Source organism: Xanthobacter sp. BG11Y11_SDJG (genome assembly GCF_057364445.1).
Genome location: NZ_JBNFNU010000459.1, coordinates 1 through 3,056, shown reverse-complemented (window position 1 = coordinate 3,056; position 3,056 = coordinate 1). Strand labels below are relative to the sequence as shown.

The following is a 3,056-nucleotide window of genomic DNA, read 5'->3' as shown; positions in this document are numbered from 1 at the left end:
TCGCGGCGGCGCGGAAGCCAAAGCCGGGGCGCTGCGCGCGGCGGCGGGGGTGCGCGATGACGCGCCGCCCCGCCATCCTGGTGGTGGACGCGAGCCACGCTCGGTGGAAGTGATGGCGCGCGTGCTCGAAGAAGAGTTCGACGTCTTCACCGCCCATGGCGCGGAGGAGGCGCGGCGCATCCTGGAGCAGGAATGGATCCAGGTGATCTTCTGCGACCAGCGCATGCCGAAGACCTCTGGCGTCGCCTTGCTCACCGAGGTGCGCGAGCGCTGGCCCGACATCCTGCGCATCATCGTCACCGGCTATACCGAGCCGGACGACATGATCGGCGCCATCAACGAGGCCGGCATCTACCAGTTCATCACCAAGCCCTGGCACCCGGACCAGCTTCTGCTCGCGGCCCGCAACGCGGCGCATCTGTTCCGCCTCCAGCGCGAGCACGAGCGCCTCAGCCTGGAAATGAAGCTCTCGCTGCCGGCGGCGGAGGCGCGCATCGCCGCGCGCCGGGCCGAGGTGGCGCAGAGCTTCCATTTCGACTCCTTGGTGCGCGCCCCCGGCAGCCCGCTGAGCGAGGCCTGCCTCAAGGCCGCGCAGGTGGCGACCTTCGACGTGCCGGTGCTCGTCACCGGCGAGACCGGCACCGGCAAGGAATTGCTGGCGCGCGCCATCCACTATTCCTCGCTGCGCTCGGACAGGCCGTTCTTCGCGGTGAATTGCGGGGCAATCCCGGACGAACTGCTCGAATCCGAGCTGTTCGGCCACAAGAAGGGGTCGTTCACCGGCGCTCATGTCACCCGCGTCGGCCTGCTCGATCAGGCGGACGGCGGCACCATCCTCTTGGACGAGATCGGCGACGTCTCTCCCGCCTTCCAGGTGAAGCTGCTGCGCTTTCTCCAGGAGGGCGAAATCCGTCCGGTGGGCTCGAACGAGGCGAAGCGGGTCAACGTGCGCGTTATCGCCGCCACCCACCGCGATCTTCACGGCGAGGTGGCGCGCGGCCGGTTCCGCGAGGACCTCTATTACCGCCTGTGCGCCATGGTGCTGACCCTGCCGCCGCTGCGCGAGCGGCGCGCCGACATCCCGGTTCTGGCACAGAGCCTGCTCGACGCGCTCGCCGCCCAGCACGGCAAGAAGGCGCGCGGCTTCACCGAGGAGGCGCTCGCCTGCATGCAGGCCTATGACTGGCCCGGCAACGTGCGCGAACTGCAGAACGAGGTGACGCGCATGCTGGTGCTGGCGCGCGCGGACCTGCTCTCCGCCGACCTGCTTTCGCCCCACGTGGTGCGCGACGCCGCGGCCGCGACCCGGGACACGCGCGATGCCGCCGCCGCCATCGCCCTGCCGGAGGGCGGCCCGCTGAAGGACCGGATCGAGCGCATGGAGGCGACCATCCTCATGGAGACGCTGGTGCGCTGCCGCTGGAACAAGAGCCGCGCGGCGGAGGAACTCGGCCTCTCCCGCGTCGGTCTCAGAGCCAAGCTCGACCGCTACGGCATCGCCCGCGGCGGCGCCTTCGCGAAATCGCACTAGGAGCCCTGCCATGTGCCTCCGGCATTCCCGGACAGATCGTCGCCGTCGCCGACGCCGATGCCATGCTCTGCACCGTCGACGTCTCTGGCGTGCGGCGGGCGGTGGACGTGGCGTGCGTCGCCGCGCCCGGCCGTCCGCTGGACGACCTCGTCGGCGCCTGGGTGCTCGTGCATGTGGGCTTCGCCATGAGCGTCATCGATGAGGACGAGGCCGCCGCGACGCTGAAGGTGCTCACCGAGATCGGCGAGGCGGAGGCCGAGATGGAGGCCCTGCGCCTCGGCCTCGACCCGCAAGCGGCCAACTGAGGAGACGCGCCATGCGCTACGTGGACGAATTCCGCGACCCGGCGCTCGCCGCCGCTCTGGTGAAGGAGATCGGCGCCGTGTGCGCGCGCCTGGAGCGCGGGCACGAGAAGCCGCTCACGGTCATGGAGGTGTGCGGCGGGCACACCCACGCCATCTTCCGCTACGGGCTCGAAGGGCTGCTGCCGGACCTCGTGGAGTTCGTGCACGGCCCCGGCTGCCCGGTGTGCGTGCTGCCCATGGGGCGGGTGGACGACTGCGTCGCCATCGCCGAGCGCGAGGAGGTGATCTTCGCCACCTTCGGCGACGCCATGCGCGTGCCGGGCTCGAAGAAGAGCCTGCTCCAGGCCAAGGCCGAGGGGGCGGACGTGCGCATGGTCTATTCGCCGCTCGACGCGCTGGCGCTGGCGAAGAAGAATCCGGAGCGCGAGGTCGTGTTCTTCGGCCTCGGCTTCGAGACCACCATGCCCTCCACGGCGCTCACCGTGCTGCGCGCGGCGCGCGAAGGCGTCTCGAACTTCTCCTTGTTCTGCAACCACATCACCATCATCCCGACCCTGCGGGCGCTGCTGGAGCAGCCGGACTTCGGCATCGACGGCTTCATCGGGCCGGGGCACGTCTCCATGGTGATCGGCACCGAACCCTACCGCTTCATCGCCGAGGAGTTCCGCAAGCCGCTGGTGGTGGCGGGCTTCGAGCCCATCGACCTCCTGCAATCCCTCCTCATGGTGTTGCGGCAGATGGAAGAGGGCCGCGCGCGGATCGAGAACCAATATGCCCGCGTGGTGCCGGATGCCGGCAACCCGGCGGCGCTCGCGGCGGTGCAGCAGGTCTACGAGCCGCGCGAGAGCTTCGAGTGGCGCGGGCTCGGCGCCATCGCCGGCTCCGGCGTGCGGCTGCGCGAGGCCTATGCCGGCTTCGACGCCGAGCGGCGCTTCACGCTGGCCGAGGCGCAGGTGGCGGACCCGGCGCAGTGCCGCTGCGGCGAGGTGCTCACCGGTGCGGTGAAGCCCTGGGCCTGCCCGAATTCGGCACCGGCTGCACGCCGGAAACCCCGCTCGGCGCGCTGATGGTCTCCTCGGAAGGGTCCTGCGCGGCCTATTACCAGTATGGCGGCGTGCGGGGGGCGGCCGCGTGAGCGCGCCGTTCGCCTCCTCCCGCCGCGCGCTGCCGGAGCGCGTCACGCTGGCCCATGGCGGCGGCGGCAGCGCCATGCGCGACCT

General features: G+C 70.8%; 1 protein-coding gene and 2 pseudogenes. All 3 read left to right on the top strand.

Annotated elements, in window-relative coordinates; genetic code table 11:
- The first annotated feature begins 56 nt into the window (after positions 1 to 56).
- The 3 genes and pseudogenes from AC2W7M_RS22830 (at position 57) to hypD (ending at position 2,971) form a co-directional block, all read left to right on the top strand.
- Positions 57 to 1,531, top strand: a pseudogene (locus AC2W7M_RS22830) (sigma-54-dependent transcriptional regulator).
- Between the two features lie 5 nt (positions 1,532 to 1,536).
- Complete coding sequence (locus AC2W7M_RS22825; protein ID WP_486135159.1) at positions 1,537 to 1,836, top strand: HypC/HybG/HupF family hydrogenase formation chaperone; 300 nt, start codon at positions 1,537 to 1,539, stop codon at positions 1,834 to 1,836.
- An 11-nt stretch (positions 1,837 to 1,847) separates the two neighbouring features.
- A pseudogene (gene hypD / locus AC2W7M_RS22820) lies at positions 1,848 to 2,971 on the top strand (hydrogenase formation protein HypD).
- Positions 2,972 to 3,056: the final 85 nt, after the last annotated feature.